General features: G+C 71.7%; 20 protein-coding genes and 1 riboswitch. Of the genes, 14 read left to right on the plus strand and 6 right to left on the minus strand.

Annotated elements, in window-relative coordinates; genetic code table 11:
- Positions 1 to 14 precede the first annotated feature (14 nt).
- On the plus strand, positions 15 to 971 hold the full coding sequence (locus AB0F88_RS15310; protein ID WP_362682998.1) for an ABC transporter ATP-binding protein: 957 nt from the start codon (positions 15 to 17) through the stop codon (positions 969 to 971).
- On the plus strand, positions 968 to 1,732 hold the full coding sequence (locus AB0F88_RS15315; protein WP_362683001.1) for an ABC transporter permease: 765 nt from the start codon (positions 968 to 970) through the stop codon (positions 1,730 to 1,732). Before AB0F88_RS15310 ends, AB0F88_RS15315 begins: the two co-directional genes overlap by 4 nt.
- A gap of 377 nt (positions 1,733 to 2,109) precedes the next feature.
- Here the strand turns inward: AB0F88_RS15315 and AB0F88_RS15320 are convergent, their stop codons facing one another.
- The 4 genes from AB0F88_RS15320 to AB0F88_RS15335 all read right to left on the minus strand — a co-directional run bounded on the left by AB0F88_RS15320 (position 2,110) and on the right by AB0F88_RS15335 (position 7,977).
- Complete coding sequence (locus tag AB0F88_RS15320; RefSeq protein WP_362683004.1) at positions 2,110 to 2,907, minus strand: metalloregulator ArsR/SmtB family transcription factor; 798 nt, start codon at positions 2,905 to 2,907, stop codon at positions 2,110 to 2,112.
- A gap of 172 nt (positions 2,908 to 3,079) precedes the next feature.
- Positions 3,080 to 3,796, minus strand: a complete 717-nt coding sequence (locus AB0F88_RS15325) for an MgtC/SapB family protein (RefSeq protein ID WP_362683007.1) — start codon at positions 3,794 to 3,796, stop codon at positions 3,080 to 3,082.
- A 159-nt stretch (positions 3,797 to 3,955) separates the two neighbouring features.
- Positions 3,956 to 4,228, minus strand: coding sequence for a hypothetical protein (locus tag AB0F88_RS15330; protein WP_362683010.1), 273 nt, complete (start codon positions 4,226 to 4,228; stop codon positions 3,956 to 3,958).
- 227 nt (positions 4,229 to 4,455) lie between these two features.
- The gene (locus AB0F88_RS15335; protein WP_362683013.1) at positions 4,456 to 7,977 is read right to left on the minus strand and encodes a S8 family serine peptidase; all 3,522 of its coding nucleotides are present in this window, start codon (positions 7,975 to 7,977) and stop codon (positions 4,456 to 4,458) included.
- A gap of 301 nt (positions 7,978 to 8,278) precedes the next feature.
- Here AB0F88_RS15335 and AB0F88_RS15340 point away from each other — a divergent pair, with 301 nt between their 5' ends.
- The 7 genes from AB0F88_RS15340 to AB0F88_RS15370 all read left to right on the plus strand — a co-directional run bounded on the left by AB0F88_RS15340 (position 8,279) and on the right by AB0F88_RS15370 (position 17,440).
- Positions 8,279 to 9,241 carry an alpha/beta hydrolase family protein gene (locus AB0F88_RS15340; RefSeq protein WP_362683016.1) on the plus strand — a complete coding sequence of 321 codons (963 nt, stop codon included), beginning with the start codon at positions 8,279 to 8,281 and terminating at the stop codon, positions 9,239 to 9,241.
- A 237-nt stretch (positions 9,242 to 9,478) separates the two neighbouring features.
- Entirely contained in the window at positions 9,479 to 11,536 is a 2,058-nt protein-coding gene (locus AB0F88_RS15345) for an N-acetylneuraminate synthase family protein (protein ID WP_362683019.1), read from the plus strand.
- A 57-nt stretch (positions 11,537 to 11,593) separates the two neighbouring features.
- Complete coding sequence (locus tag AB0F88_RS15350) at positions 11,594 to 12,523, plus strand: glycosyltransferase family 2 protein (RefSeq protein WP_362683021.1); 930 nt, start codon at positions 11,594 to 11,596, stop codon at positions 12,521 to 12,523.
- Positions 12,520 to 13,809, plus strand: a complete 1,290-nt coding sequence (locus AB0F88_RS15355; protein WP_362683024.1) for a polysialyltransferase family glycosyltransferase — start codon at positions 12,520 to 12,522, stop codon at positions 13,807 to 13,809. Before AB0F88_RS15350 ends, AB0F88_RS15355 begins: the two co-directional genes overlap by 4 nt.
- 191 nt (positions 13,810 to 14,000) lie before the next feature.
- Entirely contained in the window at positions 14,001 to 15,704 is a 1,704-nt protein-coding gene (locus tag AB0F88_RS15360) for a serine hydrolase domain-containing protein (RefSeq protein WP_362683027.1), read from the plus strand.
- A gap of 6 nt (positions 15,705 to 15,710) precedes the next feature.
- Positions 15,711 to 16,385 (plus strand): response regulator transcription factor, encoded by a 675-nt coding sequence (locus AB0F88_RS15365; RefSeq protein WP_362683030.1) that lies wholly within the window; start codon positions 15,711 to 15,713, stop codon positions 16,383 to 16,385.
- Entirely contained in the window at positions 16,382 to 17,440 is a 1,059-nt protein-coding gene (locus AB0F88_RS15370; RefSeq protein ID WP_362683033.1) for a HAMP domain-containing sensor histidine kinase, read from the plus strand. The genes AB0F88_RS15365 and AB0F88_RS15370 overlap by 4 nt, the downstream gene beginning before the upstream one ends.
- Positions 17,441 to 17,470: 30 nt before the next feature.
- Here the strand turns inward: AB0F88_RS15370 and AB0F88_RS15375 are convergent, their stop codons facing one another.
- The gene (locus AB0F88_RS15375; RefSeq protein ID WP_362683036.1) at positions 17,471 to 18,673 is read right to left on the minus strand and encodes a DUF6716 putative glycosyltransferase; all 1,203 of its coding nucleotides are present in this window, start codon (positions 18,671 to 18,673) and stop codon (positions 17,471 to 17,473) included.
- Between the two features lie 115 nt (positions 18,674 to 18,788).
- Entirely contained in the window at positions 18,789 to 19,829 is a 1,041-nt protein-coding gene (locus tag AB0F88_RS15380) for a hypothetical protein (RefSeq protein ID WP_362683039.1), read from the minus strand.
- A gap of 188 nt (positions 19,830 to 20,017) precedes the next feature.
- On the opposite strand from AB0F88_RS15380, the gene AB0F88_RS15385 reads away from it, so the two are divergent.
- The 5 genes from AB0F88_RS15385 to AB0F88_RS15405 all read left to right on the plus strand — a co-directional run bounded on the left by AB0F88_RS15385 (position 20,018) and on the right by AB0F88_RS15405 (position 26,105).
- Positions 20,018 to 20,899, plus strand: a complete 882-nt coding sequence (locus AB0F88_RS15385; protein ID WP_362683042.1) for an oxidoreductase — start codon at positions 20,018 to 20,020, stop codon at positions 20,897 to 20,899.
- 15 nt (positions 20,900 to 20,914) lie between these two features.
- Complete coding sequence (locus AB0F88_RS15390; protein WP_362683045.1) at positions 20,915 to 21,493, plus strand: TetR/AcrR family transcriptional regulator; 579 nt, start codon at positions 20,915 to 20,917, stop codon at positions 21,491 to 21,493.
- 699 nt (positions 21,494 to 22,192) lie between these two features.
- Positions 22,193 to 22,331, plus strand: a riboswitch (cyclic di-AMP (ydaO/yuaA leader).
- 18 nt (positions 22,332 to 22,349) lie between these two features.
- A complete protein-coding gene (locus tag AB0F88_RS15395) occupies positions 22,350 to 23,045 on the plus strand; it encodes a CHAP domain-containing protein (RefSeq protein WP_362683048.1) in 696 nt (231 codons plus the stop codon).
- A gap of 682 nt (positions 23,046 to 23,727) precedes the next feature.
- Positions 23,728 to 25,077, plus strand: coding sequence for an ABC transporter substrate-binding protein (locus AB0F88_RS15400; protein ID WP_362683051.1), 1,350 nt, complete (start codon positions 23,728 to 23,730; stop codon positions 25,075 to 25,077).
- Between the two features lie 83 nt (positions 25,078 to 25,160).
- On the plus strand, positions 25,161 to 26,105 hold the full coding sequence (locus tag AB0F88_RS15405; RefSeq protein ID WP_362683054.1) for a sugar ABC transporter permease: 945 nt from the start codon (positions 25,161 to 25,163) through the stop codon (positions 26,103 to 26,105).
- Positions 26,106 to 26,179 lie beyond the last annotated feature (74 nt).

Genomic DNA, 26,179 nt, shown 5'->3' on the forward strand with positions numbered 1-26,179 from the left:
CTAACGTCGACGGCATGCATGCGACAACGTCATCTCCCGCCGTCGAGGCGGACCGTCTGCACAAGCGCTACCGCTCCAAGGTCGCCGTCGAGGAGGTCAGCCTCTCGGTCACCACCGGCGAGATCTTCGGCATCCTGGGACGCAACGGAGCCGGCAAGACCACCACCGTCGAGCTGATCGCCGGGCTCAGGCGGCCCGACCGCGGCACCGTCCGCGTGCTCGGCCTGGACGCCCGGCGCGACCGGGCCCGGCTGCGCCAGGTCCTCGGAGTCCAGTTGCAGGAGGCCACCTTGCACTCCGCGCTCACGGTCACCGAGCTGGTCCGCCTGTACGGGACCTTCTACCGCGACCCGCAGCCGACCGGCGACCTGATCGAGTCGGTCGGCCTGACCGCCTCCCGCCGCACCCGCTTCGAGAATCTCTCCGGCGGCCAGCAGCAACGGCTGTCGATCGCGCTCGCCCTCGTCGGGCGGCCCCGGGTGGTGATCCTCGACGAGCTCACCACCGGTCTCGACCCCGAGGCACGCCGCCAGATGTGGTCGACCCTCGAGCGGCTGCGCGAGTCCGGCGTGACCGTCCTGCTCGTCAGCCACTCCATGGAGGAGATCGAACGACTGTGCGACCGGGTCGCGCTGCTCGACGAGGGACGGGTCATCGCCCTCGACTCGCCCTCCGGACTCGTGCGAAGGGCCGGGTTCGCCCAGAGGGTCACCTTCCGCACGGCCGCCCCCGTACCGGGCGGGCTGCTCGAAGGACTCGACGAGGTCGAGCGGGTACGCGCCGACGGCGACCGCGTCGTCGTCGAAGGCCGTGGTGACCTGCTCCAGGCCGTCAGCGTCGCGCTCGTCCGCGCCGGCGTCGTGGCGACCGGGACGCGCAGCGAACAGGCCGGCCTGGACGACGCCTTCGCCGTCCTGACCGGGCACCGGCTCGACACCAGGCTCGACACCGAGGAGGGGACGGTCCGATGACGGACATCGTCGTCCACCGCCCCGGCCCGCGCGCCTGGGCCGAACTGCTGATCTGCGAGCTCAAGGTGGTCGCCCGCGACACCGCCGGGCTGGTCGTGCCGATCGGCATGCCCATGCTCATCCTGGTGATGAACGCCTCGTCCGCCGGCCGGGAGACGGTCGCGCACGGCCGCACGGCGTTCGACGTCTACGTACTGCCGCTGGTGTTCACGATGGTCGTGGCCACGACCGGCATCGTCAACATGCCGAGCTTCCTGGCCTACTACCGCCGTAGCGGCATCCTGCGACGCCTCGGGGTGACGCCCGCCTCGCCCGCGCTGGTTCTCGTCGCCCAGGCGGCCGCCGGCGCGCTGCAGATCACCGTCGGCATCGCGGCCGCCTGGCTCCTGGCCCTGCTGGCGTTCGACGCCAACCCCCCGGTGCGTGTCGGCGCGGCGCTCGGCGTGCTGGCGCTGACGGTGGCCGCCATGTACGCCGTGGGCCTGATCGTCGCCGCGCTGTCGCCCACCCCGAACTCCTCCGTGGCGATCGGCCTGAGCGTCTTCTTCGTCCTGGGCGCCACCGGCGGCATGTTCGGCGGGCGCGACAGCCTCCCGGAGGTGATCACGACGATCGGGCAGTGGCTGCCGTTCGGCGCCGGGAGCCAGGCCCTGTCGGCCGCCTGGATCGGCGCCCCCGTCGAGGCCTCCAACCTGATCGGCCTCGCCGCCTGCGTCGTGTTCGGCAGCGTCGTCGCGGCCGTGTTCTTCCGCTGGGACTAGCCGGCCGTACCCCCGCCCAGCCCCGGCCCCGGCCCCCGGGGACGGCCGGACGGGACGGTCCGCGAGCCGGCCCCCGCCAGGCTCGCGGCTTTCCCGGCAGCCGGTACGACACCCACGGGGAGCGGCACCGGCGTCATCGAAACGATGACGAGGACGGATCCAGCGCTTGCACACCCGCCCCCGGTGGATCGGTCAGGACGGGTCTTTTTGAACGTTAGGCAGGACGGCGGCGGAAATCACGAGTATCCCCTACTCATCCCGCGGGATCCCCGCCCAGCAAAAGCCGCGAATCCTCACGTCATGGGCCGGGGAGCGGTCGATGACGGGGCCGGGGTGTTCCTCCGCGTTCCGCGGGGAACCAGGGCCCCGCCCGCTCCCTAGCCGAGCGGCAGCGTCTCGCCCGATTCCAGCAGGGTCTTCAGGTTCGACAGGATCTCGGGCCAGCCCTCGCTGACACCCTTGATCATCTCGCTGCCCGCGACGAGGCCCTCGTGGGTCACGGTCAGCTTGACCGTGGCCCCGCCGGCGGGCTCGATCTCGAAGGTGATCTTCGAGATCGGCTCCTTCCTGAGCTCGGCGAGCTTCTCGTCGCTCCAGCCGAACATGTCGGCCACTTCCTGCTCGTAGTTGTGCCAGGTGTACGACAGGCGCTTGCCGGGCTCGGCCTCGAGCACCCGCTGGCCCCAGTCGTTGTACTCGCCGTCCGCGGTCACCTTCCACTCGATCGGGGCCCCGGGCGTCCAGTCGGATCGCGGGCCCCCGCCACCGAAGTAGCGGCTGATGAAGGCCGGGCCGGTCAGGGCCTCCCACAGCCGGTCGGGAGTGGTCCTGATGTAGCTGATGTAGACGAAGCTGGTCTCGGACACGTCCGTACCCTCCAGGGCTCGTTTCAGGTCGGCGAGCGCGCGCGCCCGCTCGCGGTCGTAGCGGCCGATCCACCGATCGGCGATCTCGTTGATGGGCGCGGCGTTGAGGTAGTGCAGCTTCTCCCTGCCACGCCTGACCGTCTCCACCAGACCGGCCGCCTCCAGGACGGACAGGTGCTTGGTCACGGCCTGCCGGGTCATGTCCAGCCCCTCGCACAGCTCGCGCAGGGTCTGGCCGTTGTCCCGGTTGAGGCTGTCGAGCAGCCTCCGGCGACTGGTGTCGGCGAGGGCTTTGAATACCGCGTCCATGCTGTCTCACAGAGTTAGGCAACCATTCGGATGCATGTCCGAATATAGGCAACTTTTTGGTTGCATGTCAACACGTACGTCGCGGCCCTCGCCTAAAGATCTTTCGCGGGGTGACGAGCACGGCGGCCGTGACGACGCCGAGGAGCGATCACCGAGGGCGCGCGACCGCGGGTCAGGGCATCGCCGAGTTGGCGTCCCGGCTCACCACGGCGAGCACCCCGTCGATCTCGGAGAGCGCCGTGGTGAGCTCCGCTATCGAGCCGGCGCCGTGCACCGTGAGCCAGAGCGAGACGGTCGCCGGGCTCTGCCCCTCGGGGCGCTGGCCGACGGACAGCTCGTCCACGCCGAATCCCCGCCGCGTGCATTCGGCCAGTGCCCGCCGCAGCACGCCCTGCTCTCCGAGGTAGGTCAGGTGGAGCCGCGAGGGTGCGTATTTGGACCGGGGAAGCCGGTCGGCCAGCGGCGTGAGGACGAACACCGTCGCGAAGTACCCGGCGGTCACGATGATCGCCAGCAGCCACAGCCCGGCCCCCGCCGCCATGCCCACCCCGGCGGTGAGCCAGACCGCCGCGGCGGTGGTGAGGCCGCGGACCGCGTCACCGCGGACGAATATCAGTCCCGCGCCCAGGAAGCCGATGCCGGACACGATCTGGGCGGCCACGCGGGACGGATCGAGATTGACGTCCTTGCCCAGGACATCGGTGAAGCCGTATTTCGACACCAGCATGATCAGGGCGGCGGCGAAGCCGACCAGGGTGTGGGTGCGCAGGCCCGCGCTCTTCTGGCGGACCTCCCGCTCAAGGCCGATCATGGCCGAGAGCGCGAAGGCCAGGCACAGTGCCCCTATCTGCGCCCAGCCCTGTCCGGCGAGTTCACCGAGAGGCGCCATCCCCATCACCCCCGGTCCTGGTCCCGGTCCCGTGTCCCGGTGAAAACGTCCCCGACCCCTGGCCCGGTGAAGGCACCCCGGGTCCGATCCCGATCCCGGTGAAGGCGGCCTCGATCCCCATCCCGGCCCCGGTGAAGGCGCCCCCGGTCCCGGCCTCGGTTACGCCGCCTCGGCGGCCAGCCCGGCCTGCCGCAGGGCGGGGAACCGCCGCTGTTCCGACAGGTAGTGACCGAATCCGACGACGAGCGCGACGGGCCATTCGATGACTCCAAAGGCTCCCAGCGCGCCCAGCACCCCGTAGAAGACCAGCCGATCCGGCGGCGGCAGGGTCAACGTCCCGATCACCGGCACGTCGATGTGCGGCGGCAGCCGTTCCTCCTTCGCCCGGACACGCGTCCTGCCGTTCGAAGCGGTGGTGGTTGTCCTGGCCATGGCAGCCTCCGTGAATCACGACACACCCCGCCAATCCCCGGCCACGCACGACCCGTAACGTCCTTTGGCCAGGACTTTGCCCACCCGATCCGCTCTCGGCCCATCGGCCCGCGAACCGTCGAGCCGTCGGTCCACCGGCCCGTCCCCCGGTGGCCCGTGGAGCACCTGGGACGAGCACGGCCCGTCCCGTGGGGAAGACGGGACGGGCCGGTGGGGGGTTCAGGCCACTACGGGGTGGCCTTGTCGGGGCGCTCGGAGATACGGACGCTGTTGAGCACGGTGTCGCCGGTCCGCTTGGCGAACCGCACGTTGAGCTGGCCGTCGGTGACCTTCACCGTGTACTGCCGGGTGGTGGCGGTGTACGCGCCGGTCTCCAGGGCGAGGTCCAGCGCGGGGATCGCCAGCTGACCCTCGACGATGACGTCGAAGACGCGCTGGCCCTCACGCTTGCCCCGGGTCTCGGCGAAGCCCAGCTCGACGGCGTAGGTGCCGTTGGGCACCTGGTCGAACCGGTACTCCAGCATCCCCTCGCGGACGCTCCTGAACAGCGCCTGCTCGGTGGTGCCGGTGATCGTCCTGCTCGTCGTGTTCGTCTTGGTGCCGGTGCCGACGTAGCCGTGACCGCCGGTGCCGTGCTTGCGGTCCGCGGTCCAGCGGTCACCGGCGGCGTCGACGACGTCCCTGGTGCCGCCCACCTCGACGGCGACCTGGTGCTTGGGCACCACGACCGTCACGACGATCTCGATCTGCGGGTTGCGGCCGCTCGCCGAGCGCACCAGCAGCTTGCCGGTGCGTACGGTGCCCGGCGTGACGCCCGCGCTGGAGGCTGTCACCTTCAGCGTCACCGACGCGCCCTTGGCGAGCTCGCCGGTGGCGGGCGCCACGCTCAGCCACCCCTGGGCGGGGTCTGTCAGCACGGTGTAGGCCGTGGTGACGCCCAAGTTGGACAGTTCGACCGTGCCCGTCCTGGTGGTCTCCGCCGGTTGCACCAGGGTCAGCTCGGCGGCCGAGGCCGTCACCCGGCCGGTGGCCAGCGCGGTGTCGGCCCGGGTCACGCCCCCGGCGGTGACGGTGACCTCCTGGGTGAAGGTCCCGTAGTTCTCCTTGGAGACCTCGACCCGGTAGTCGCCCAGCAGGATCTGCCCGAGGAAGGTGCCGTCCGCCCCGGTGGTGAAGGTCGCCACGTCGCCGACCTTCACCGTCGCGCCCGCCAGCGGTTCGCCGTCGTTGGCGTCGGTGACGACGCCGGTCAGCAGGCCGTGCCGGCTCGCGGTGAAGGTCAGGCTCTGGCCGTCGCCGATCGCGGCGCCGTTGAAGGAGTACTGCAGCGCGTCGGTGCCGTCGGCGTTCTCGATGCCCACCGTGGCACCGATCCCGGCGTCGCGCTCGCTGTCGACGCTGTCGTAGCGGTACCCGACCGACCCGTTCTCGCCGAGCAGCGCCGAGAACGAGACGCGCTGGGTGGCGTCGGCGTAGAAGCGGGCGTTGCGCCACTCGACGACGAAGGTCCGGTTCGGCGCGGTCCCGACGGTGGCGGTGTAGACCCCGGACTGGTCGTCCAGCACGAGGTCGTCCCAGAAGGCGTAGAGCGCCGCGTTGGGCGCGCCGGCGGCGGGCAGGGCCACGTTGGCCGCCAGGGCGGTGCTCTCCCTGAAGGCCAGGAACCCGTTGCTGCTCACCCAGGCGCCGGTGTAGCCGGTGCCGTAGAACGGGAAGGTGAACGGCAGCGCGATCTGCTGGACCGCGTCGTCGCCGGTGAGCGTGCTCCTGGCGGTGCCCGCGACGTACGCCTCGGCGGCGCTGTCACAGGTGTAGCCGAAGGAGTCGGCGCGGCGCGGCAGGTCCACGTCCTTGGTGAGGTCGCCGTTCACCGTGATCGGCACGGTGAGTTCTCCCGCGCACCGGGAGCCGGGGGTGACCTTCAGCCGGTGGTCGCCGTCGGGCAGCGTCAGCCGGTACCGGCCCGCCGCGTCGGCGACCGCGCTGACCGGGGTGCCCACCGCGGTCAGCGTGGCGCCCGGCTCGGGGGCTCCCGCGGCGGTGACCGTGCCGGAGACCGTGCCCGAGGACAGCCGCGTCACCGACACGTCCTGGGTGACCGTCCGGTCGGACACGACGGTGACGGTCTCGACGGTGGCGTCGTCGTACCCGAACTTCTTCACGGTGAGCCGATAGTCGCCCGCGAGCAGGCGGGGCAGCTCGTACGTCCCGTCCTGCGCGGTGGTGGTCGCGCGGTTCAGCGGCCCGGTGACGGTGACGGCCGCCGCGGCCAGCGGCTCGCCGCCTGAGGTGACGGTGCCGCTCAGCCCGCCGAGCTCGGCGGTGGGGGTGGCCTGGACCGCCGCGAACGCGTCGAGCCTGCCCTCGCCCCAGATGTTGTTGTCCGCGGCGGTGCCGCCGCAGCGCGTGTCGTCGACGTCGATCGCGGTCCGGTCGAGCAGCTCCCGGGTGGTGGCGATGTCGCCCAGCAGGGGCGGGGAGGCCGACCACATCAGCGCGACGGTGGCCGCCAGGTGCGGCGCGGCCATCGACGTGCCGGAGTTGGACCCGTAGCCGCCGTTGGTCACGGACGAGCGCACGTTCACGCCGGGTGCCGCGAGGTTGGGCTTGATCTCGCCGTTCTCGCCGGCGCCCCGGGTGGAGAAGGTGGCGATCGCGTTGTTGACGTCGAACGCGCCGGCGCTGTAGCCGGCGACGTACTGGCCGGGCGAGCCGCTGGAGTTGCAGCCCGCGTTCGTGACGTTGCCGTTGGCGAAGACGGGGAAGATGCCCGCCGCGACCCACGCGTCGACGGTCTCCTTGTACCAGGGGTCGAAGCCGTCGCCGCCCCAGGAGTTGTTGACGATGTGCGGCGCCAGGTCGGGACGCGGGTTCTCGCCGTCCAGGTCGGTGGGCGCGAGCACCCACTGCCCGGCGGCCAGCAGCGAGGCGTCGGAGCAGGTGGTGGACTCGCAGCCCTTGGCGGCGATCCACTTCGCGCCGGGGGCGACACCGATCGTGTTGGCGCCTCCGTCGTCGCCCACCATGGTGCCCATGGTGTGGGTGCCGTGGCCGTTGTTGTCGCACGGCGCGGTGCCGGAGCAGACGCCGGCCGGGTCGAACCAGTTGTGGTCGTGGTCGACGACGCCGTCCGCGCTCCTGCCCCGGTACTTGGCGGCCAGCGCGGGGTGGTCGAACTGCACGCCGGTGTCGATGTTGGCCACGACGACGCCCTCGCCGCGGACGCCGAGCTCGCCCCAGACCCGGGGGGCGTTGACCCGGTCGATGTTCCACTCGATCGCGTTGATCCTCGCCACCTCCTTGCCGGGCAGCGGCTCGGGCACCTTGGTGACCCGGCTGGGCTCGATCCGGTCCACCTCGGGCCGCTCGGCGATCTCCTCGGCCAGCTTGGCGTTGCCGGTCACCCGGATGGCGTTGACGATCCAGAAGGAGGTGAAGTCGGCGTTCTCCGCGGTCAGGAGCTTGCGCAGGCCCGCCTGCGACGAGGTGGCGAGTTCGGTCTTGGCCCGGAAGACCTGCGCGGCCTTCTCCGTCCTGGCCTTCGCCCTGCGGGCCGCGCCGAGGTCGGCGTCGCTGTTCAGGCGTACCCAGAAAGTGGCCTTGTCGTCGGTGGCCAGATCCGCCAGGACGGCCTTGTGGATCTTGTCAGGGGCGGGTGCGGCCTGGGCCACCCCCTGCGGGAGGACGAGCATCAGGGCGGTGGCGATCCCGGCCAGGACCGATCGCCGGTGTCGAGGGGTGTTTGACACACGATCTCCTTCACTCACTCCGGGCGGGAGTCTCCCGCCCGGCAGAGCGACGCGGGGTGCGCACGATCTTTACAGCCCACGTGGAGAATCTTGAATAGATCTTGTGTAATTTTCAAGCTTTCGGATTACTAAAAGGCCATATGTCACCAGAATTAACATGAATGGACCGGCCCAAACAGCGGGCCGTACCGGCCATGAGCTCCCGCGCCCGCACCGGACACGCCGCCTCACCACCTCCTCCGCGGGGCCGTTACGGCATGTGGGCTTCACGCGATCAGCGGGACGCGGGAGGATTGACGGCGTGAACCGCACCGCTGTACGTCTGGGAGTGCTCCTGCTGGCCGCCGTCGCGGTCGTGGCGGTGATCCTCGCCCTGCTGCCCCCGTCCTCCACCGGCACGTACGGCAAGGAGGACGCCCGAGCCTCCGCCGTCGCGGTGAAGAAGCTGGGCGAGCGCGACCACGAGCTCACCGTCACCTCCGCCTCGCTCGGCCGCGAGGGCAAGGTCAGGGTCCTGCTGCCCGCCGGGTGGGAGCCGGGCTCTGGTCCGTGGCCGGTGCTGTATCTGCTGAACGGCTGCTGCCAGTCCGGATACGACACCTGGGTGACCAAGGGGGGCGCAGCGGAGCTCACCTCGGGCTACCCCGCGCTCGTGGTCATCCCCGAGAGCGGTCCCGTCGGTTTCTACTCCGACTGGCGGGAGGGGCCCGGCTGGGAGACCTTCCACCTCACCGAGGTGCGGTCCGTCCTGGAGCGCGACTACGGCGCCGGGGACCGGCGGGCGGTGGCGGGACTGTCCATGGGCGGGTTCGGGGCGATGTCGTACGCGGCCCGCCACCCCGGCATGTTCCAGGCTGCGGCCTCCTACTCCGGGGTGCTGCACACCCGCGACGGCAACGGCGGCGTCGACTGGCTGCTCGGGCAGTACGGCGAGAAGTCCGTGAAGCTCTGGGGCTCCCCCCAGGATCCGGAGTGGGCCGCCCACAATCCGGCCGACCTCACCGGCGCGCTGCGCGGGGTGCGGCTCTTCGTCTCCAGCGGCGACGGCGCCCCCGGCCCGCTGGACGACGCCTCCGAGGCGCGGGACGAGGGCGAGGCGTCCCTGCTCCTGCAGGCCGTGACCTTCGTCGAGCGCGCCAAGGCGAGCGGCGCCGACGTGGCGGTCGACTTCTACGGGCCCGGCACCCACTCCTGGCCCTACTGGCGCCGCGGCCTCGAACGCTCGCTCCCCATGCTCATGGGCTCCATCGGCGCGTCCGTCTGAGGATCTGCGGGTCACCGGCGGACCGGTGACTAGGAAGCCGGTACCCCGCGGGCCACCGGCGGGCCGGTGGCCGAGGGGCCGTGGAGCACCGGCGAGCCGGAGCTCCCGGTCGCGCGGAAAGTTAAGACGGGCGACTCTGGGCGTTCAGCTCAGACACCCCTTTCCGGTCACCCCCGTGGCTAGGTTCCTATGACACCCCAGCTCAGGGGCGTTCGCCGTATGTCATGAGGAGCCACCTTGCGAGTCCTGGCCGTTGTCCCCGCCCGTGGAGGTTCGGTGGGGGTCCCCCTGAAGAACCTGGCCGCGGTGGGCGGCAGTCCCCTGGTCGCCCGTGCGGTACGGGCCTGCGTGCGCGCCGAGCTGGTCGACGAGGTCGTGGTCAGCACCGACCACGAGGGGATCGCCGAGGCCGCCCGCGCCGCGGGCGCCACCGTGATCCACCGGCCGGAGGAGCTGAGCGACGCGAGCGCCTCCAGCGAGTCCGCCGTGCTGCACGCGCTGGACCACCTGTCCGAGGTCCCCGACGTGGTCGTCCTGGTGCAGTGCACCAGCGCGTTCATCGACCCCGCCGACCTGGACAGCGCGATCGCCAAGGTCCTGGACGGCAGCGCCGACGTGGTGTTCTCCGGGCTGGAGACGCACGAGTTCCTGTGGAGCGCCGCCGGCGCGGGCGTCAACCACGACCCGTCCCACCGCCCCCGCCGCCAGGACCGCGAGCCGAACTTCCGCGAGACCGGCGCGTTCTACGTGATGCGCGCCGAGGGCCTGCGCGAGCACGGCCACCGCTTCTTCGGCGCCGTCGCCGTGCAGCAGGTGCCCTCGCGCCACGCCATCGAGATCGACACCCCCGAGGACCTCGAGATCGTACGGGCGCTCGCGCCCTTCGTCGACGAGCCCGAGCCGATCGACGTGGACGCGGTGATCACCGACTTCGACGGCGTGCACACCGACGACCGCGCCTACGTCGACCAGGACGGCCGCGAGATGGTCGCGGTCAGCCGCTCCGACGGCATGGGCATCTCGCTGCTGCGCCGCTCCGGCGTCAAACTGATGATCATGTCCACCGAGCACAACCCGGTGGTCGCGGCCCGCGCCCGCAAGCTCGGCGTGCCCGTCCTGCAGGGCCTGACCGACAAGCGGACCGTGCTGCGCGACTGGCTCGCCATCGAGGGGATCGACCCGTCCCGCGTCGCGTACGTCGGCAACGACGTCAACGACCTGGGCCCGATGAGCGACGTCGGCTGGCCCGTCACGGTCCCCGACGCCCACCCCAAGGTCCGCGCCGCCGCCAGGACCGTGCTGACCCGGGCCGGAGGGGCCGGGGCCGTACGGGAGCTGTGCGACCGGGTCCTCGCGGCCCGCCCGCTGGAGGAGGCCGTCACCGCTCCCGCGCCCCGCGCCGAGCTGCGGCTCACCCCGGTCGCCAAGCCCGTCCAGATCGGCGACTCGCTGGTCGGCGCCGGCCAGCCGGTCTACATGATCGCCGAGATCGGCATCAACCACAACGGCGACCTGGACATCGCGCGCAGGCTGATCGACGTGGCGGCCGAGGCGGGCTGCCAGGCGGTCAAGTTCCAGAAGCGCACGCCGGAGATCTGCGTGCCGCTGGAGCAGCGCGACCAGATCCGGCAGACGCCCTGGGGCGAGATGACCTACATGGAGTACAAGATCAGGACCGAGTTCGGCCTGAAGGAGTACACCGAGATCGCCAAGCACTGCCAGGAGCGCGGCCTGGACTGGTTCGCCTCCCCGTGGGACGTGCCGTCGGTGGAGTTCCTCGAGTCGATGGACGTGGTCACCCACAAGATCGCCTCGGCGAGCGTGACCGACCTGGAGCTGCTGCGCGCGCTCGCCTCCACCGGCAAGCCGCTCATCCTGTCCACCGGCATGTCCACGCTGCAGGAGATCGACCAGGCGGTGGAGATCCTCGGCACCTCCAAGCTGGTGATGATGCACGCCACCTCCACCTACCCGCTTCCCCCCGAGGAGGCCAACCTCCGCGCGATCGTCACCCTCCAGGAGCGGTACGGCGTGCCGGTCGGCTACTCCGGCCACGAGCGCGGCCTGCAGATCTCGCTCGCGGCGGTGACCCTGGGCGCGGTGACCGTGGAGCGGCACATCACGCTCGACCGCACCATGTGGGGCTCCGACCACGCCGCCTCGCTGGAGCCGGCCGGGCTGGAGCACCTGGTCCGCGACATCCGGATCATCGAGACCGCCCTGGGCGACGGCGTCAAGCGGGTCTTCCCCGGCGAGGAGGCGCCCAAGTCGCGCCTGCGCCGCGTCACCGTGTGACCCTCCGGCCGGAAAGCCGCCTCGTACGAACCTCCGACCGGGAACGGGAAGAACAACTTGATCAAGCTGTCCGTCGTCGTCCCGGTGCGGGACGCGGAGGCCTACATCGGTGACGCGCTGACCTCGCTGGTCAGGAACGCGCGCCGGGACTTCGAGTTCATCGTGGTGGACGACGGATCCGCGGACGCGACCGGGCAGATCGTCGAGGACTTCCGCGACGACCTGCCCGGTCTGGTCGTGCTGCACAACGACGCGCCGGTCGGGCTGGCCGACGCGCGCAACCTCGGGGTCGCCCTGGCCTCGGGCCGCTACCTGACGTTCATGGACGGCGACGACTGGCTCGCGCCCGGCTACCTGGAGGACCTGGTCGGGGCGATCGAGCGGCTCGGCTGCGACTTCGTCCGGGTCGACCACGTCCAGGCCGAGGGCAGGAAGCGGGTGATCCACCGGGCGCCGCTCGCCACCCGGGAGGTGGTGCTGAAGCCGCGCGACCACATCCTGCCCGCCCGGTCGAAGACCATGGTCGACTACCCGTACGCGTGGGCGGGGATCTACCGCCGCGACCTCGGCGAGCTGCTGACCTTCCCCGGGCACCTGCACACCGCCGAGGACAGGCCGTGGATCTGGCGGCTGCACCGCGCCGCGAGCTCGTTCGCGGTGGTGTCGCTGGCCGGGCTGTTCTACCGGCGGATGGTGGCGGGCTCGCTGACGCAGATCGGCGACGCCAGGCAGCTGCACTTCTTCGACGCCTTCGACCTGGTCTTCGAGGACCTGGAGGAGGAGTTCGCACCCAAGGCGGTGCGCATGTTCCGCGCGCTCCTGGCCCACCACCTGGAGATGGGCGAGCGGTTCTCCCCCGAACTGCGCGCCCGCTTCGAGGAGCGCGGCGCCGCCACCCTGAGGCGGTTCCCCGCGGACCTGCTCGCCGAGACCCGCCTGGACCCGGAACGCGACCAGATCCTGCAGAGACTCCTGGAGGGCCGATGACGCAGCTGTTCTACGCCTCGACCCTGTTCGGCGCGATGACGCTGGCGGCGGCGATCGACGACGGCCGCTTCGGTCCCCGCGCGGGGCGCCGGATCCTGCTGGTGTCCAACAACGCGGCCATCCCGGAGATCACCCCGTCCCTGGACGAGACCCCCGGTTTCGCCGCGCTGCGCCCGCGCTTCGACGAGGTCCACTCGTGGAACGAGATCGTGGCCCCGCTGCACCCCTCCGACTGGAAGGCCCGCGTCATCGAGGTGCCGATGCTGAGCCGCCTGGTCGGCTCGCACCTGTCCCTGGGCGACGGGCCCGCCGAACTGGTCCTGGAGTCCGTCGCGGTCCCCCCGGCCAGGACCCTGGCGGGGCTGGTCAAGGACTGCCCGATCTCGGTCTACTCCGACGGCCTGATGAGCTATGGCCCGACCCGCGACCCGCTGCCGCTGGAGATCTCCGGCCGGATCACCCGGCTGCTCCACCTCGACCTGGTCCCCGGCCTGACGCCGCTGCTGCTGTCGGAGTACGGGGTCCCCGCCGAGATCATCCCCGGCCGGGCCTTCCTCGACGTGATCGGAAGTGTCGGCGGGGAGACCAGCGACGCTCCCCCGGGCCGGGCGATGATCCTCGGGCAGTACCTGTCCGCCCTCGACCTCGTCACCCCCGAGGAGGAGTCGCGGCTGCACGACGACATGCTGCGCGGCCTCGCCGCGCGGGGGTTTCGCGGCGTGCTGTTCAAGCCCCACCCGGCCGCCGGGCGCGGGCACGCCAGGCGGCTGCGCGAGACGGCCGCCGAGCTGGGCGTCGAGCTCGAGGTGGTGGCGGAGACCGTACCCGCCGAGTCGTGCTTCGCCGCGCTGCGGCCCGAGCTCGTGGTCGGCTGCTTCTCCACCGCCCTGATCACCGCGAGCCGCTACTTCGGGCTCCCGGTGGCGACGGTGGGCGGCGAGCTGGTCCTGGAGTGGCTCACCCCGTACGAGAACAGCAACCGGATCCCGGCCACCGTCACCGACGCCCTGCTGCCGCGCCTGTCGGCGGACGGCTCGCTGGAGGAACCGCCGCCGGTCGACCTTCCCGCCCTGGTGGGCGCGGTCGGCTACTGCATGCAGGCCGAGGTCCATCCGGGGCTGCGCGAGAGCGCCGCCGCCTACCTGGAGGCGCACGGCCCCGCCCGCTACTTCAAGCGCCAGCGCCTCGGCGCCCTGGACCTGATCGCCCCGCGGGCCGCCGCCGCCCCCCGGGAGCGGAGTCCCCTGGGCAGGCTCCGCGACCGCCTGTCGAAGGCGTTCCCCTAGACCCGCGGACCCGGTAGACCCGCGGACCCGGCCCCGCCAAGGCAGGGCCACAGCAGGGCCACGGCAGGGCCACGGCAGGGCCACGGCGGGGCCGGTGAACGGCCGCCGTCGTGGCGGGGCCGGGCGGGACCCCGGCCCGGCGCGGTGGCCGTTCACATCAGGTTTGCAGGCGGGGTCCTAGCTTCGCCCTCATGCGAAAATCCTTTCCAGCGATCGCCGCCGTCGCGCTGATCGCGACCCTGGCGGCGTGCGACGCCGGCCCGGCCGGCCCGGCGGGCCAGGAGCCGCGACGGACCGCGGACGCCGGCGCGACGCGGTGCGACCACCGGCTGGACACGGCGTTCCGCGCGTGGGCGAGGGCCGGGTTCAGCGGATCGATCGCGATCACGAAGGGCGGCAGGGTCGAGTGTCTCGCCGCCTACGGCACGGCCGACGACGCCACTGCAAGGCCGAACACGCCGGAGACGGTGTTCAGCATCGGATCGGTCACCAAGGCCTTCACCGCGGCGGCCGTGTTCGCCCTGGTGGAGGAGGGGAAGCTCTCGCTCGACGACCGGGCGGGGCGGATCCTGCCCGAGCTGGGCGGCGCCGCGGCCAAGGCGACGGTCAGGCAGCTGCTGCTGCACACCGGCGGGCTCAACGGCTCGCACGCCGGCGGCGACCACGAGCCGCTCGGCCGGGACGCCGCGGTGGCGGCGATCGGCGCGCTGGAGCCGGCCCACAAGCCCGGGCGCGGCTACCTGTACTCCAACGCCGGCTACACGTTGCTGGCGCTCGTCGTCGAGAAGGCGTCCGGCCGGAGTTTCCGCGCCTACCTGGCATCGAGGATCCTGCGGCTGCCCGGCGGACGGGTCGCGGGGGGATTCTGGGACGGCGAGCCGGCTGTGGCCGGCCCCCGGGCCGCCGGCCGCCTCGAGAACGGCACGACCGGCCACCCGGGTGGTTTCGAAGGGCCGTACTGGGCCGTGGAGGGCAACGGGGGCCTCGCCATGACCATGCGGGATCTGGCGGCCTGGACGCACGCGCTGTTCACCGGGCGGCTGCTCTCCCGCGAGTCGGCCAAGACCATCGGCAGGCCGGGGCACGACCTGGGCGGCGGCAGGTCCGAGACCCCCGGCTGGGTGGCGTTCGACGAGTCGCTGTTCGGCGAACCGTTCCTCGCCACGGCCGGGGGCGGCGGCGAGATCGGCCACAACACCACCGTCGCGTGGATCCCCGGGCAGGAGCGGGTGGTCGCGATAGCGGCCAACAGGCCGGAGGTGAGCGCCGAGGACCTGCTGCGGGCGGTGGGTCCGGCACTGCTCGGCGGCGGCCCGCTGCCCACCCCCACCGTCGCGGCCCGCGACGGCGGCGATCTCGCCGCTATCGTCGGATCGTATGAGCTGGAGACGGGGGGTTCCTTCGACGTGAGCGCGACCGCAGGCAAGGTGACGGTCTCCGCCACCGGCCCCGACGCCGTCACGGCGCTGTTCCCGCCGAGCGGTTCCACCGCCGGTGACATGCGCGGGCACGACGAACGCGTGCTGGCGCTGCTCGCCGGCCGGACGCAGGAGGGCCGCAAGGAGCGGGAGTCCCTGACCGCCTCCTTCGGGCCCGTGAGCGACGTCGCCCTGGCCGGCACCGTGACCGTCGGCGGCGAGGTGCGCACCTACGTCACCGTCACCGCGGGAACCCGGCCGGTCCTCGGCTGGTACACCGTGAACGAGCGAGGGGGCGTCCAGGCGGCGGAGGTCCCCACGAAACCCCCGAGGCTGGCCTTCGTCCCCTCCGGGGACGGCCGCTACGTCCCCGACGACCCGACCGGCACCGGGCCGCGGGTGAGCCTCTCCCTCCGGGACCGGAACCTGGTCGTCTCCCGGGCGGACGGGACGTCGACCGCCCGGCGGACCGGCTGACCCGCCGTGCGCATCCTGATCGTCGAGGACGACCCCGACCTGGCCGAGCTGGTCGCCCTCGGCCTGCGCAACGAGTCGTACGCGGTGGACCTGGCGGCGACCTACCGCGAGGCGGAGGAGGCGCTGCGGACCACGGCCTACGACGTGGCCTGCCTCGACCTGTCCCTGCCCGACGGCGACGGGCTCGACCTCGTGCGCCGGCTCGCCCGCGATCCCGACCTGCACCGCCCCCGGCGCACGCTCGTGCTGACCGCCCGCGACGCCGTCGCCGACCGGGTGGCCGGGCTGGACGCCGGTGCCGACGACTACCTCGTCAAGCCGTTCCACTTCGCCGAGCTCGTCGCCCGGCTGCGGGCGCTGGGCCGCCGCGGCGACGACCACGGCTCGATCCTGCGGGTGGGCGAGCTGACGCTCGACCTGACCGCCCACCGGGTGTGGCGATCCGGCGTCGAGCTCGGCCTCACCTCGCGCGAGTACGCGCTGCTGCGCTACTTCATGCACCACCCCGGTGCGACGCTCTCGGCCGAGGACCTGCTGGAACACGTGTGGGACGCGCACGCCAACCCCTTCACCGCCTCGGTACGGGTCATCCTCAGCCGGTTGCGCAGGAAGCTCGGCGATCCTCCCCTGATTCTCACGATCACCAATGCCGGCTACCGGTTGGAGGTGCCCTCGTCATGACCCGTCCCTGGTGGTCGCTGCGCGCGCGCCTGGCCGTGCTCGGATTCCTCGCGAGCTACCTGCCGGTCCTGCTGCTGTTCGGCGTGATCCTGGTGACCGACACCGAGACGACCCTCCGGACGCTCGACGGCGCGGAGGTCGTCCGGAGCACCTCCACGCACAGGTCGGCGTGGGTCAGCTGGACCATCCTCGCGCTCGCTCCTGCCGCCGCCGCGCTCGCCTGGTGGTGGGCGGGCCGGGCGACGGCCCCGATCGAGCGGGTCCGTGCGGCGGCCGACGACATCGGCGGAACGGACCTGAGCCGGCGCATCGCCATGGATCGCGGACCGGCCGAGATCGTGGCGCTGGCCGCCTCCTTCGACGCCATGCTCGACCGGCTGGAACAGGCCGCCGCGACGCAGTGGCGGCTGATCGACGAGACCAGCCACGAGCTGCGCGTGCCGCTGTCGGTCCTGATGACCAACGCCGAGGTGCTCCTCGATCACCCCGCGCCCACCGTCGAGATCTACCGGCGAGGGCTGCAACGCTCGCGGGCGGCGTCCGAACGGCTCCAGACGACGATCGACCATCTGCTGGTCGACGCCCGCGCGCGGGCCCGCGCCGTCGACCGGCGGCCGGCCGACCTGATGGCCCTGGTACGCGGCGTCGTCGAGCACGCCGGCGTGCTGGCGGCCGGCAAGGAGATCGGCCTGTCGGTCACCGGCCCGCCCGCCGCCGTGTGCTCCGTCGACGAGCCCACCATGAGCCGGGCGATCTCCAACCTCGTCGACAACGCGATCAGATACGCCCCGGCCGGTTCGACGGTGGAGATCGACGTCGAGGTCACCGGCGCCGAGGCCGCGGTGACCGTGACCGACCACGGCCCCGGCATCCCCGCCGGCGAACGCGAACACGTCTTCCAGCGCTTCTGGCGCGGCCGGCGCGACGTCCCCGGCACCGGGCTCGGCCTGCCGATCGCCCGGCAGATCGCGCTGGCCCACGGCGGCGACCTCACGCTGGACCCTTCCCGGCCCGGCGGTGACGGCTGCGCCTTCCGGCTCACCCTGCACCGCTGACCGGTCTCGAGGACGGTCCCCGGGCCGTGGCTAGCCGAGCGCCTTGAGATAGCGGCGCATCCGGCGCTTGGCGCGATAGCCGACGCGCAGCACGTTCGGCGGGACCTCCACGCGCATGCGGGCGCGGCGGCGGGCCGCGGCGAACTCGGGGCCCTCGAGCAGGGACCTCGCCGGGACGAGGCGCCCGGAGCGGGCCTGCCCGACCAGGGAGACCATCCGCGACACCCAGTCGCTCTCGCCGCCGGGGTGGAAGTAGTTGACCTTGCACCAGGCGTCGTCCGGGTCCAGGAAGCGACCGGCGGAGAGGTCGTCGAGGGTGCCGAGCAGGCCGCTGTCCTCGAAGACCAGATTGATCATCTCGGCGCCCACCCCGAAGTCCGACAGCACCAGGAGCGGCACCTTCTGGGCGATCGCCTCCAGCGCGGCGGTCGAGCTGACGGTGACGAACCCCGCCGCGTGGGCCAGGTGCTCGTGCATGGGCCCCACCGCGAAGCGCACGGCCCCGGCGTGCACCCGGCCCTCCTCGGCGAGCGACTGCCACAGGCGCTGGTAGTGGTGGCGCTCGTTGTGGGTCTGGCGCTCGGTGTCCAGGGCGCGGAGCTTGACGACGACGTCGAGGTCCGGCCGCCTCCCGGCCAGCTCGGCCAGGGCGAGCAGGACGCGCTCGCGCTCCTCCCTGCGCCTGGGCACCTTGGCCTGGGTGGCGAACACCACCCGGTCGCGCGGCCCGGTGGCGGGGACGTCCACGCCGTCGCGCAGGAACGGCAGCCGGGCCAGCCCGACCTGGCCGCCTCCGCCCAGCCTGCGGCCGATCTCGGAGAACTCCTCGACCTCCCGGCCACTGTGCAGCACGAACAGGTCGCACCCGCTGCGGAACAGCCACGCCTTCTCGGTGGCCGGGACGGAGATGCCCGGCAATCCCGAGACGAACACCGGCCGGGGCCGCAGCCCGGCCAGCACCTCGCCGACCAGCACGTCCACCACGGGCCCCGTGCAGGCCACGAGCACCACGTCGGGCCGCAGACGCTCCGCGGTCCTGCGCAGCGCGCGGGCCGACAGCACGGGCGGGTCGGCCGCCGAGCCGGCGACGGCTGCCTGGATCTGCGCCGGCGACGGGGTGATGGGGGTGCGGATGACCGCCAGCTCCGTCTCGCAGCCCGAGGGCAGGTCCCTCAGCAGGCAGGCCGCCCACTTCAGGTAGGAGTCGGAGTCGGCCACGGCCAGGACCTTCAAGGAGAACCTCCGGCGGGGAATCCCCGGTTTCGCGCGGTTTTCGTACGGTTTCGTGTGGAGAGAAGTGCGGCGCGCGTCCCGCGAGCGGCGGGCCCGCCGGGCGCCGGCCGCGGGGTCATGGCCCGGTGACTCCCGTGTCGTGATGGGCGAACCTCGACAGGTGGGAGCGGAGGGAGGGAACCGCCTCGGCCGTCCACCACTCGTCGGGGACGTCCACCGTCTCCACGGCGACGCCCCGGGCCGAGAGCAGCACCCGCAGGGAGGTGACCGCGGTGGACGGCAGGCTCAGCACCCGCTGCTCGGCGGCGAGCCCGCGCAGGGTCATCTCTGCGGGGGTCCCGCCGTCGTAGACGGTGATCCCCGGCTGCTCCCCGACCCGGGCGAGGTCGTCGGGATCCTCGCGGCGGTGCGGGAAGTAGGCCACCGGACCGTCCGAGCCGAGCCCGGCCAGCCAGCTGAAGTAGCGGTCGCGGTGGATCAGGCCGTTGCGGACCAGCGAGGTGCCGAGGACGACGGTGCGCTCCTCGGGACGGGGCGCGCGCAGCGGCTGGGAGCGCAGCCAGGCGAAGTCGTGGGTGACCAGCTCGGCTCCCCCGGCGCGTACGGCCTTCGCCAGGTCGGGGGGCACGGGCAGCGCGGTGAAGATCGACAGCCGCCCCGAGCGGGCGGCGGCGCGCAGCCTGAGCCCGGCCGCCGCGCCGAGGGCGGTCCTGAGCCTTCCGGCCTTCCCCCTGGCCCTCAGCAGGGGCGTTCCCATCCTGCCGGTGAGCAGTTCCAGGAGCCGGATGGTGGCGAGCCCGTCGTCGACGATCACGATCCGGCCCGGGAGCGCGGTGAGCCAGCGGAACTGGACCTTGCCGGAGAAGGCGTCGCCCACCACCCAGGTCTCGCCCCGGCGCGGCCGGGGCATGTCCGGCCTGGCCGCGGTGAGCTCCAGCCCGCTGGGCAGGGCGAGACGGCCCAGCTCGCGGCCCGTCACGGCCAGCGGGCGGAGTTTCGCCCTGGGCACGAGATGGCTGCGGGCACCGAGCAGCCCGGCATGATGGGCCTCCACCGCGCAGAGCATCTGCAGCGGGGACTCCACCCAGGCAACGGCCGAACCCTGTTCCCGCGCGTGGTCTCGGCCGTCCTCCACGCCGGGCGATGACCCGTTCACGACTGCCACAACCTAACCCGGTGTCCTTAAGCGCCCGGGAACTGCGGATGAACAGCCGACCACGCGTGCTTGTGGGTGATCTTTCCGGCCTTTACCGTGGTGTACGGAACGGTTTCGTACACTTCGTGGTCCGGTACGGATCCGTCCTTCGATTCGGAAGATCCGTCAATCCGGAAGAGGAGCGAGCGATGTGGACAGCTGACGAGATCCCCGACCTGACCGGCTCCGTCGCGGTGGTCACCGGGGCGAGCGGCGGCATCGGCGTGCCGACGGCGCTCGAGCTGGCCAGGCACGGCGCCCGGGTCGTCCTGACCGCGCGCGACGCGGACAGGGGCCGGGCCGCGCTCGACGCGGTCAGGGCGGCGGTGCCGGGGGCGGCCGCGGAGGTGAGGGCGCTCGACCTGGCCGACCTCGGCTCGGTGCGCGCGTTCGCCGAGACGGTCGACGGGCCGCTCGACCTGCTGGTCAACAACGCCGGGGTGGGGCCGATGCCCCGGCGGACCACCGCCGACGGTTTCGAGACCCAGCTCGGCGTCAACCACCTGGGGCACTTCGCGCTGACCGGGCTGCTCATGCCACGCCTGCTGGCCGCCCCCGCCGCCCGGGTGGTCACGGTCTCCAGCGACGCCCACGCCGTCGGCGCGATCGACTTCGACGACCTGGCTCTCGACCGCCGGTACGGCAGGTTCTCCGCCTACGGCCGTTCCAAGCTGGCCAACCTGCTGTTCGCCCTGGAGTTGCAGCGCCGCGCCGACGCCTCGGGGACGGCCCTGCTGAGCCTGGCGACCCATCCGGGCATGACGGCCACCGGCATCATGAAGGCCGGCGCCCTCTCCCGCCCCCTCAACGCCCTGCTGCGCCTGGCGCTGCAGCCGCCCGCCAAGGGCGCCCTGCCGTCCCTGTACGCGGCGACCTCCCCCGAGGCGAGGGGCGGGCAGTACGTCGGGCCGGGGCCGAAGGTGCTGCGCCCCTCGCCGAGGGCGCTGGACGCGGCCGTGGCGGCGAGGCTCTGGGAGAGGTCGGAGGAGCTGACCGGCGTACGATTCTGGGAGATCAGGCAGCACTCGTGAACCACCGGAGGCACCTTGCGTCTCGATCCCGCGCGGGAACGGGCGATCCTCGACGCGACTTCGGGCCTGCTGTCCGAGGTCGGATACGACCGGATGTCCGTCGACCAGATCGCCAGGCGGGCCAGCGCCAGCAAGGCCACGATCTACCGTCGCTGGCAGGACAAGGAGGCGCTGGTCGTGGACCTGATCTGCAACCACCTTGAGATCGAGGTCGCGCCGCCGCCCGACACCGGGACGATGCGCGGGGATCTGATCGAGGTCGTGGACGGGTTCTGCCGGATCCTGGAACGGAGACACTCGATGATCTTCGGCCTGTTCCCCGCGCTCCTCACCTCCCCCGACCTGGCCGCCGCCCTGCGCGACAACGTGCCCCGCGCCGACATCACGGGCACCACCCCGCTGCTCGACCGCGCCAGGGAGCGCGGCGAGCTTCCGGGGCCGGTGGACGCGGCGGAGCTCAGGAAGGTCACCGAGGCGCTGGTGTGGTACCGGCTGTTCTTCACCGGAAAGCCGCTGGACCGGGAGTTCGTCGAGGAGACGGTCGACCGCTTCCTGCTTCCGCTGTTTCGCGCGTGGTCCGGCCCCGCGACCTGAGCGGACACCTTCCCGGAACGCGCTCCCCTGCGCCGCGCGCCTTTACCTTCGCGGACGACGAGGCCTCCTGGAAAGCGGGTTCCTTTACCTCCCGCCTTTACCTTCGCGGGCGTCGGGCCCCTCCGGGAGCACGTTTCTTTACCCTTCGGGCGGCCAGTCCCGCCGACGGCCCGATCGCGCCCATCCCCACCGCCCTGAGCTGCGGAAACCCCGTCAGGCACGGGCAAGCGGCCGCCGGATCCCGCGCGCCCCGCCCTGACCCCCATGGGAGAACCCCTACCATCCGAATACTTTTTACCATCGAATGCCTGTTCGATAATCCGAGAGCACGCCACCTCGGACCAGGGGGCTCGCCCGCACGTCACAGCACCTCCCGGCCGGCGGCTCGCAGGCGGGTCCGGAAACCCGGGATCGCCGCGAGGACAGGGGATCCCGGCCTCGGCGAGGCGCCCTCCCGCCCGCCGGGAAGGGGCGCGGCCGGCACGGTCCCACCCCGCCCCCCGGGCCGGACGGCACCCCGCGACACCGGCCCGGTTCGGACGTATTCCCAAGCCAGGGCAATATGTCCTACTTGTAATCGTCTGTCCCCCTGGCGTACCTTCGTCCTATTCATGGCAATTGCCTAGGTCTATCCAGGTCTGTGCATTGCCGTCACATTGCCCGACTGTGTCCCACCTGGCGGAGACCTTCCGCCGCTGGTGGGCGCGGCCGCCGAATCCGCGAGGTCTGCGGAACCGGGGAACCACGTTCCTGGGGTGAATCAGCGCACTCGTGCGCCGTAGGGCACTTCCCAGCCCGAACCCGTCAGCTAACCCGGTAGGCGGAATGGAAGCGAAGCAAGGAGTCGAACCCCCGTATGGCTAAGCATCGCCTCATCTCCACCCCCCGCGCGGCATGCGCCGTCCTGGGTGCCTGTATCGCCCTGACGACCGGCACCACCGGCGTCGCCCTGGCCGACGGCCACGGCGTCGTGAACGCACCCCCCGTCGACACCAAGGCACAGGATTCCAAGGCCGCCAAGACCCCGCTCCAGATCGTGGCCGAGAGGCTGCCCAAGGTCTCCGCGGCGAAGGTCCTGGACATCGCCTCCAAGCAGATCGGCATCCGCGAGAACTCCCAGGGCGGCGGGACCAAGTTCCACTCCTGGTACATGTCGAGCCCTCGCGCCAAGGAGACCCTCGCCCGCGACGGCGGCAACACCGTGTACGACTACGCCAACGCCCCCTGGTGCGCGATGTTCGTCTCCTGGGTCGGCGAGATGGCCGGCATCCGCCCCACCATGGGCTGGGACGCCTACACCGTAGCCCACGCCGAGTGGTTCAAGGACAACGGCCACTGGGGCACCATCCCCACCCCCGGCGCCGTCGTCTACTTCGACTGGGACGGCGGCAAGAGCATCGACGGCATCGACCACGTCGGCTTCGTGAAGAAGGACAACGGAGACGGCACGATCACCACGATCGAGGGCAACACCGGCAACGGCGACGTCGAACAGCGCGTCCGGCCCGTCTCCCAGGTCGTCGGCTACGGCTACCCCGTCTACTCCAGCTGACCCCGCACCCGCCGCCCGCGCCCGCCGTCCCCCGCGGCGCGGGCGTCCCGGCCCCCCGCCGGTGAACGGCCGCCCGATCCCCCGCTCCCGGGGGCGCCGCTCGAACGAGCGGCGCCCCCGGGAGCTTTCCGCGTCCTCCCCATCCCCATCCCGGCGACGCTCGCCGCAGCGCCCCTCCCCCACGCCCGCCCCGGCGGCCCCCCTCTCGCGTCCCTCCCCCACGCCCGCCCCGGCGGTCCCCCTCTCGCACCCCTCCCCCACGCCCGCCCCGGCGGTGGCGGCACCCGCGCTCGCGCCTCTTCCCCGCGTTCCCCGCGTTCCCCGCGCTTGCCCTGACACCCCCTTGACAGCCTTCCGCCGCCACCGCCGAGGGCGCCCGCGGCGGCCACCGTCCCGCACGGACACGAAATGCCCCGACTGTATGTCCGTGAGATGGGAGCGCTCCCAATCACCCTGATGAGGCGTTTGTGCACCTTCGATACCGATAGTCCTGCCTAAAACAGCCGGATGTAACGGTTGAGTTTCGGCATATTGACGTCCTGGTTGCCTATCGTCCACTCTTCGTGGGAGCGCTCCCAAAGCACATTGAGGAACGACCTCGTCGCGAGGACCGCGTTTGTCGGGGACCGGCCCGCGATGTCGCCTCCCAATGATTCGGGCGACCACCTGAGAGGGGTCCGTAATGTTGAACAACAAGCGGCACGGCAAGCTGGCCGCCGTCGCGGTCATGGCGGCCACCGCCCTGGCCATCACGTCGTGCAGTTCCAGCGAGCCGCCCGCGCCCGCAGCCGGCACCGGTTCCGCCGCTCCGGCCGAGCCGGTGACCATCACCGTGCACACCTTCGGCGGCGGCGAGAACTTCGGCTACGACAAGGCCGTGGAGAAGTGGAACGCGGCGAACCCGAACATCCAGGTCAAGTACCAGAACCTGACCGACCGTTTCGAGGACGTCTACCTCCCGCAGCTGCTCCAGCGCCTGCAGGCGGGCAGCGGCGCGGCCGACATCATCGCCCTGGACGAGGGCGCGATGGGCCTCATGAAGGCCCGCCCGCAGTTCTTCACCGACCTGGCCGAGTACGGGCTGGACAGCCGCAAGGCCGACTTCCCCGCGGCGAAGTGGGACAACGGCATCAACGCCGACAACAAGCTCTTCGCCCTGGGCACCGACATCGGCGGCATGACCATGTGCTACCGCAAGGACCTGTTCGAGAAGGCGGGCCTGCCCACCGACCGCGAGGAGGTCGGCAAGCTCTGGCCGGACTGGAACGCTTTCAAGGCGATCGGCGAGAAGTTCAAGGCCGCCAACCCCGGCAAGACCGATCCCAAGTTCATTGACGGCCCGAACACGCTCTACAACGTGATCCTGTCGCAGGAGGCGCCGAAGAACGGCAACATCGCCTACTTCGACAAGGAGAACAAGCTCGTCATCGAGACGAACCCGGCCATCAAGACCTCCTTCGACACGGTGAAGGCCTTCAGCGAGGCGGGCCTGACCGCCAAGCTCGCCTCGTTCAGCCCGCCGTGGAACGCCGCGATCAAGAAGGGCGCCTTCGCGACCATGGGCTGCCCGGCCTGGATGCTCGGCGTGGTCTCCGGTGCGGCCGGTGACGGCAACAAGGGCAAGTGGGACGTCGCGTCCGTGCCCGGCGGCGCCGGCAACTGGGGCGGCTCGTACCTGGCCATCCCCAAGCAGAGCAAGCACCCCAAGGAGGCCGCCGAGGTCCTGAACTACCTCACCGGCAAGGAGGGCCACGTCATGGCCTTCCAGGAGGCCGCGGCCTTCCCGAGCTCCATCCCCGCGCAGCAGGACCCGGCGGTCGCCGACCTGAAGAACGCGTTCTTCAACGACGCGCCGACCGGCCAGATCTTCGGCGCCTCGGTCAAGGACCTGCTGCCCGTCTTCCTCGGCGAGAAGCACGCCCAGGTCAAGACCTCGGTGGAGAAGGTGCTCGAGGGCATGGACCAGGGCTCGGTCCCCTACGACCAGGCCTGGACCAAGTTCCTCGAGGCCGGCGTCAAGGCAGCGGGCTGATCCCCGTACCGACCCGCATCGGCCCGGCTGCGGTTATCCCGCGGCCGGGCCTGTCGCCTGCCCCCGCTGAAAGGCTCTGATCGATGACATCGTACGTCGGCTCCCCGGCCGGGCGCCGCGGACCGAGTCGGGGCAACGGGTGGGCCCGGTTCGACCTCCGGGCGACCCCCTACTTCCTCGTCTCCCCATATTTTCTGCTCTTCGCCGTCTTCGGCATCTTCCCGCTCGGCTACACCCTCTGGGTCTCGCTGCACGAGTGGGAGCTCGCCGGGGACAAGACCCTCGTCGGCCTCGACAACTACATCGAGCTGATCACCGACGAGGCCTTCTGGAACGCGGTTTTCAACACCCTCGGCATGTTCGTCATGTCGACGATCCCGCAGCTCGTCCTGGCCCTTCTGCTGGCCAACGCGCTCAACAAGCGCATCCGGGGACGGCTCTTCTTCCGCCTCGGCGTGCTGCTGCCGCTGATCACCTCCGTCGTCGCCGTCGCGGTGGTCTTCACCCAGCTGTACGGGCGCGACTACGGCATGATCAACTGGTTCCTGAGCTTCTTCGGGGTCGACGCGATCAACTGGCAGAACGAGAAGTGGTCCTCGTGGATCGCGATCTCCACGATGATCGACTGGCGCTGGACCGGCTACAACGCGATCATCCTGCTGGCCGCCATGCAGACCATCCCCAAGGACCTCTACGAGGCCGCCGCCATCGACGGCGCCACGCCCAGGCGGCAGTTCTGGCAGATCACCATCCCGATGCTGCGCCCGACGATCGTCTTCGTCGTGTTCATCTCCACCATCGGCGGCCTGACGCTGTTCACCGAGCCGGTCATGTTCGACGGCAACCCGACGATGAGCGGCGGCGCCACCGGCCAGTACCAGACCGTGGCGATGTTCATCGTCAAGGAGGCGTTCCGCGACTTCGACTTCGGCTACGCCGCGGCCGCCTCGTGGCTGCTGTTCGCGCTGATCCTCATCGGGACACTCATCAACTACTCCTTCACCCGCCGTATCGGGGGTTCCAAGTGACGGTCACCCAGATCCGGCGACCGCCGGCGCAGCACGCCCGGCGGCGGCCTCCCGGCCCGTCGGCCGCACGGAAC

The sequence above is a fragment of the Streptosporangium sp. NPDC023963 genome (assembly GCF_040639135.1).
In the GTDB taxonomy this organism is placed as follows: Bacteria; Actinomycetota; Actinomycetes; order Streptosporangiales; family Streptosporangiaceae; genus Streptosporangium.